This is a genomic window from Colwellia sp. (assembly GCF_013215345.1).
In the GTDB taxonomy this organism is placed as follows: Bacteria; Pseudomonadota; Gammaproteobacteria; order Enterobacterales; family Alteromonadaceae; genus Colwellia.
On record NZ_JABSOV010000020.1, the window covers coordinates 36,326 to 42,325 of the forward strand.

General features: G+C 36.4%; 6 protein-coding genes. 2 read left to right on the plus strand and 4 right to left on the minus strand.

Translation table 11 applies throughout. From position 1 onward, the window contains the following. Nucleotides 1-72 precede the first annotated feature (72 nt). The 3 genes from HRT50_RS04450 to HRT50_RS04460 all read right to left on the minus strand — a co-directional run bounded on the left by HRT50_RS04450 (nucleotide 73) and on the right by HRT50_RS04460 (nucleotide 3,711). Nucleotides 73-2,391, minus strand: a complete 2,319-nt coding sequence (locus tag HRT50_RS04450) for a methyl-accepting chemotaxis protein (protein WP_291611752.1) — start codon at nucleotides 2,389-2,391, stop codon at nucleotides 73-75. A 172-nt stretch (nucleotides 2,392-2,563) separates the two neighbouring features. Then, complete coding sequence (locus HRT50_RS04455) at nucleotides 2,564-3,349, minus strand: DUF3108 domain-containing protein (RefSeq protein ID WP_291611754.1); 786 nt, start codon at nucleotides 3,347-3,349, stop codon at nucleotides 2,564-2,566. 5 nt (nucleotides 3,350-3,354) lie between these two features. Next, nucleotides 3,355-3,711, minus strand: a complete 357-nt coding sequence (locus HRT50_RS04460) for a DUF1294 domain-containing protein (RefSeq protein WP_291611755.1) — start codon at nucleotides 3,709-3,711, stop codon at nucleotides 3,355-3,357. A gap of 440 nt (nucleotides 3,712-4,151) precedes the next feature. Here HRT50_RS04460 and HRT50_RS04465 point away from each other — a divergent pair, with 440 nt between their 5' ends. Both HRT50_RS04465 and HRT50_RS04470 read left to right on the plus strand, forming a co-directional pair. Beyond that, entirely contained in the window at nucleotides 4,152-5,072 is a 921-nt protein-coding gene (locus HRT50_RS04465; RefSeq protein ID WP_291611757.1) for a universal stress protein, read from the plus strand. A 333-nt stretch (nucleotides 5,073-5,405) separates the two neighbouring features. Beyond that, on the plus strand, nucleotides 5,406-5,573 hold the full coding sequence (locus HRT50_RS04470; RefSeq protein WP_291611759.1) for a hypothetical protein: 168 nt from the start codon (nucleotides 5,406-5,408) through the stop codon (nucleotides 5,571-5,573). A 147-nt stretch (nucleotides 5,574-5,720) separates the two neighbouring features. Here the strand turns inward: HRT50_RS04470 and HRT50_RS04475 are convergent, their stop codons facing one another. Next, nucleotides 5,721-5,891 (minus strand): hypothetical protein, encoded by a 171-nt coding sequence (locus tag HRT50_RS04475; RefSeq protein ID WP_291611761.1) that lies wholly within the window; start codon nucleotides 5,889-5,891, stop codon nucleotides 5,721-5,723. Nucleotides 5,892-6,000 lie beyond the last annotated feature (109 nt).

Here is a 6,000-nt window from a genome sequence, read left to right on the forward strand (position 1 = left end):
TAATAGTTGTACTTGAGTGTTTTAAGTACATTAAATCATAGGGTTATTTTATAGCCAGTGTGGTAAGTATAGCTATAAGCTAAATTCTCGCATTTTTTCTTCAAGGTTCCTGACCAGAGTGCTGAGGTTTTTAACATCTTCTCTACTTAAATTAGCTTTATCGGAAATATTATGAGAATTATCAGCTATCTCGGTAACATTTTGGTTAATCTCGTTGACTACCATGCTTTGCTCTTCAGATGCGGTAGCAATTTGAATGTTCATATCACTTAGTTGCTCAACCAGTGCCAATATGTCCGTGATGATGTGGCGGTTTTTCTGACAAGAGTCAATGCTATGATTAGTCATTTCACTGGAAGAGCTGACTATTTTCACCGTACTTTGTGTTTCTTGTTGTAAGGAGTTTATTTTCTCTCGAATGTCTTCAGTGGATTGTTGTGTTCGACTTGCCAATGTTCTCACTTCATCGGCAACAACGGCAAAGCCACGTCCTTGCTCGCCAGCTCTAGCCGCTTCGATGGCCGCATTTAGGGCTAATAAATTTGTTTGTTCTGCAATTGATTGGATAACATCTAAAACAGAGCCGATAGATAAGCTTTCATCGGCGAGCTTTTCGATAGAGCTTGAAGCCGATGACATTTGTTGATTTAACTCATCCATATCATGTTCTAAGTTTTCAGCAGAATTATTGCTCTCAATGCATTTATCACTGGTTTCTTTCACTGTATTGGCTGCATCTGCAGCATTGCGAGCCACCTCCTTGATAGTCGCAAGTAATTGGTTCGTGGCCACTGCCATGCTATCAGCATTATCGGTCTGACTTTGAGTTTGGCTCGTTGTCTCATCCATATTAATTAACATTTTTTCAGTCGACTCAAGTAGGGTTTCGGATAACTGTTCGACGCAGTGGAGAATATCTCTTATTTCACTGATTAAATGATTAAATGAATTGGCTAAACCAAGTAGTTCATCATTACCGCTGTATTCAACGCTATGACTTAAGTCTTTATTTTTACTTATTTTATTTACTTGGCCAATAAAGTTGTTGATGGGGTTAGATATACCGCGTCCAACCATAAAACCGGATATTAGTGTCAGAGGGATCAATATCACCATAATGACGCTAATAATAAGCCAGATGCTATTCAGCATATCTTCTCTATCTTTCATTGCTTCAGCAACATCAATTTCACTTAATATTGCCCAATCAACACCTTCGATATTCAGCGGGGCAAAAGCTGATAAAACTTCTACGTTGCGGTAGTCTGTAATATGTTTAATGCCGCTTTGTCCTGATAATGCCGCATTGGCACTTTCGGTTGCTACTTCTTGTAAGCCGATGCCAGAGTCACTGGCAATTATTTTATCAAGGGTTGCTTTATTTGTGCCCACAGATTCTAGCGCACTGATATAGCCTTTTTTATCTTCAATCAGAAAACGGCTTTGACTTCTAAGTAAGTGGTCATCACCAATAAGGTAGGTTTCTCCTGAACTCCCCAACCCCACTTTTTGCCATTGTTTGTCATAAGTCATTAAATTATTGATCTTAGCTATTGGCATTTGAAAAATTAATATACCAATCTTTTCTCCTGAATCTGAAAATATGGGGGAAGAGATAAAAGCCGCAGCGGCATGGTATGAAGGGAAGTAAGGTTTGAAATCGATTAAAAAGCTAGCGTTTTTATTTGTACTACTATTTGCTGCGTTAAAAGCTTTAGCAAGACCTGTATTTTTGTACGGACCTGACAACAGTGAGGTGGCAAAATCAAGCTCTTTAAAGACAGAGTAAATGACAAAACCGGTATCAGGTTCAACTAAAAATATATCGTAATAACCAAAAGCATTTAAGTATTGGTCTAAGTGTTCATGATATTTCTTGTGTAACAGGCTGTACTTTGAACCATCATCCGCAAAGACTAAGCCATTTTTACTGCCCAACGGGTTAGGGTTAGCACTGATGTAAGCATGTTGTATTGATTTGGTATTTTGGTTTAGCTGCTGATATTTTTCGATAGAACTTAATGAAGAAGAGGGGTTTTGGTTCTTGTATTCAGGGTCAAATTCATTACGATAATAGCCTTTAATCTTATCGTTATCTCGCAGTGAGGTTTGACTATCGTAATTAAAAAAAGGCTCAGGTAGTTGCTGCATCATATCGATAATCATGCCGTCATTGGAGTAAGTAATGACTTCTTTTGTTATGGTTTTAAAGTAATTTTCAATTTGAGTTTTTTGAATTTCTCTAATAGCAACGAGCTGGCTAAATGCTCTTTTCTCCATTGCTGTTGCTGCAATGGAGGTTGCTTGCCAACCAACTAAGCCACCTGCTGTTATGATACCAATGGCAGATAATACCACTGACGCTAAAATAATCTTGTTGGATATTTTCATTGGAACCGCTCATTAAAAGCAAACCATAATATCTAGTTTAGTACTTTTCCTTATTGTTGTATCTTTTTTGAACAGCTGAGGAGTGGCTGTTTAACTTGGTAAGTATGCTTACTATGAAATTAAAAGCTAACTTAGGATAAGTACTAATTTACCGGTAAGTTATTGACACTGTTTACGGCTCACATTGCATACTAAAGTTAGTTAACCATACTAGGGGAGAAAACATCATATCGAGTTCTGCTTTGACCAGTTGATGATCATGGTTAGCTGAAAACCATAAGACGATACTTTCATGTTCGCCCACTTCAATCACTTTTATAGTGGTTAGCTTGCCCCATTTTTTATGTTCAATAACTTCAAAACCAGCCACTTCAAAGTGATAAGTATCAATTCGGCTACTGGCTTGTCGAGAGAGGGTAAAGCGCTGTATTCCTTGCAGTAAATTCAGCCTAATTTGTGTGCCTAAGGTATCAATATCATATAAGGGATAGTGATCTACTTTATAATGAGAAATCTCAGTATCTAAAGTGACCCTAGATTTCAGGCCATTATCAGCAATAACCGCATGCATATCTCTTTTTTTTAGTCCGGTGATCTTTTGTGAAAATCCAGGGGTTAAAAAATGTTTATACAGAGGCGAGTATTGCATGGTCGTTTTTTGTTGATAAGTTGAGTCAAGCCAAAGATAACTCACTTCACTGAATGAGGTCACGATTGCTTCAGGCAATGCCGTGTTTTTATGCCATTTTATCGTTCGCTGTAAATAACCGACATTACTGCCTAGAAAATAAATATCATATTCAAAGTTTTTTTCACATTGATGTAGGCCATTTAATTCTGCCGTGGTTAACTCATTCATTTCAACAGCAGCTAATTTCGGCATAAATGCCAATATGCACCAGCTTAATAGCGTTAACATTTTTAATGTTTTCTTGCTGAAGATGGTTAATCCGGTCAATTCAATCACCATTGTTTGTTAGCTGCGTGGAATAAATAAAGTAATGTGGTCAGCACGGCAATATTTGCCACCACAGTTAACCTATATCTTATTTGAAAGGTTTTTTTTCTATTTTTATGCTTTAGCCATTGCTGTGCTACAGCGGCACCGGGCCAACCCCCTAACAATGACAGAAAGTGCAGGGTTGATTCTTTGATACGCCAATAGTCATTTTTTGCTTTGTACTTATCAACCAGGTAAAACAAAAAGCTAAGCACATTGAGGCTTATGATAAATATGAAAAGCATCGTTGGGATATATTGATTAAAAGATAAAGCAGCTAAAGCTAACAGGTAAGTAACACTTAAAAAAATTGCCAACACTTAATACTAGCTCCATTGATGTTTAGTTATTACTTAGTTCTCATCTACTTTTGTTTAAGTGACCAGCTACCTAGACACCGTTACTTATACGCAGATTAGTTAAAAGTGATGATGATATTGTCAATTGTATTTAATTACTCGGGTAATAACTAGGGCAGGTGGAGTTATTGTCACAAGGTAGTAATGCTAACTTTACGTCATTTTAAAACGCCCCTGCCTTTAAACAATAATACCATTTTTCATTTAGCTCGCTAGTGGTGCTACTTGTGAACAGTGCTGTTTAATTTAGAGCACAAGTGTTCAAATATATGATAAATACGTTGCTAAAAGGTATCGATTCAACTAATTTTTAAGTAAGGGAATAATTAAGGTTATTATCTAAGTTAATAAGGATATTTACTGAAGCTCTTGTTATTTAGATGCTTGATACTTAGGAGGAAATGATGAAACTAATTAAAAAAATTTTGGTGGTTATGGACTCTAGTTCTGATCACCAACCAGCATTAGTTCAAGCCATTAATATTGCTAAGAAAACCTTAGCAAGTATCGAACTTTTATTGGTCGCTTATAATAGTGAGTTTGTTAGTCATTGGAACTTTAATCAAGCACAATCAGCGGCTTTGCAAAAAGAGTATTTGGCGTCTAAATTACGTTGGTTAGAAACCTATTTACCAGAAGTGAAACCCCTTGGCATAGAGGTTTACATGGATGTTGTTTGGCATACCGATGTTAGTTGCGCCGTGTTGGCCAAAATCGAAAGTAATGGTGCATCATTGGTGATTAAATCAACCAAGCAAAACTCGACTATCAATAAAATATTTTTTACCCCCTGTGATTGGCAATTGCTAGAGCATTGTCCCGTGCCTTTATTATTAACTAAAAATATTAGCGACTATTCATATCGTAAGGTTATGGCGGCAGTTGATCCGGAAAGAAGCCATAATAAAGCCGAAAAGTTAGATGCTGAGATCATACAAGCAACATTAGCAATGGCTGAGTTATTCAAGGGCCAAGCCCATGTTTGTCATTGTTATCAGCCAATAGGCATAGAGTTATGGCAAGGTATGAGTTCAGTTGGTATGGACCATAGTTTAATTAACGGTGACTTTCATGAATATAGTGATGCAATTAAGCACCACCACCAAGTAGCCTTTAAGGCGTTATTGCGCGACTACGCCTTTGATGAGCAGTCGACTCACCTTGTTGCTGGCTCTGCCGAGTTTGAATTACCTGAGTTGGTTAACACTCAGCAAGTAGATTTATTAGTGATGGGCATGGCTAATAATGGTAAATTTATTGGTAATACCGTGGAAAAAATACTCGATAATGTCGGTTGTGATATTTTATCGCTGAAATGTTAAAGAAATACTTATTGTCAATCCCCAGTTACTTAGTCGTTATGATATAGTTTTACACTCGGTAAAAATAAATGTTTACTTTTTCAACAAAGCATTGTAAATTGGCCTCGTTGTTTAGCATTCCTCTGTTAAACAAGTTTAATCCTCAGTGATTTTTCGTGTTTTGTCTTTCCCTTTCACAGTCAGCCAACACCTTATAAAAGTTATTTAATTAAAGCTTTTGCTGTATGAAATTCCGATTTTTTTTGGTTAATTCATCGTATTATTTTCGTTTTACACTGTACAGCTATAGAGCTTTTTAATATTGCATTGATATGCAATTCAAGGAGTTATATTATGTCTTATACTTATCAAGGTAAGATTTATGCTATTGCAGCACCAGTAAAGTCTATTTCAATCAACAAATTAAATGTTGTTGTTAAAGATCAAGCGGGTTCACAATTGTTTAAATTTACTAAAGTTAATGAGTCTAAAGATTTTCTAGCTATGCTATACCAAGCATAATTAGTACAAATCAAAACCGTCGGCAAAGCTGACGGTTTATACAAAAAAACCAGAGTTACCTTAATAAGGTATTCTGGTTTTTTGCGTTTTAAAGCCTTTTTCTTGTTAAAGGCCTCTTGGCTGAGCACTGCGCGATAACACCACGCGTTAATCCACTTTATTAACTGTTACTTCTAGATACTTACTATTACCTGCATACCATTTTTGTACATATATAGAGCCTAAAATGGGTGGCATGCCATCTTTGGGGATCTCTTTATAGCGGACACTATTTTTATTTTCTTTTTCCAGTTCAAACTTGATTTTAATTTCAGACATTTTGATTGTTTTGCTAAGCGAAAGTGCCTTTATTGTAATGTATATAAATTAGCTGTCGAGGTTTTAGCTAAAAATTACCTTACGATGGCTTCAGGCCTTATTCGTCCAC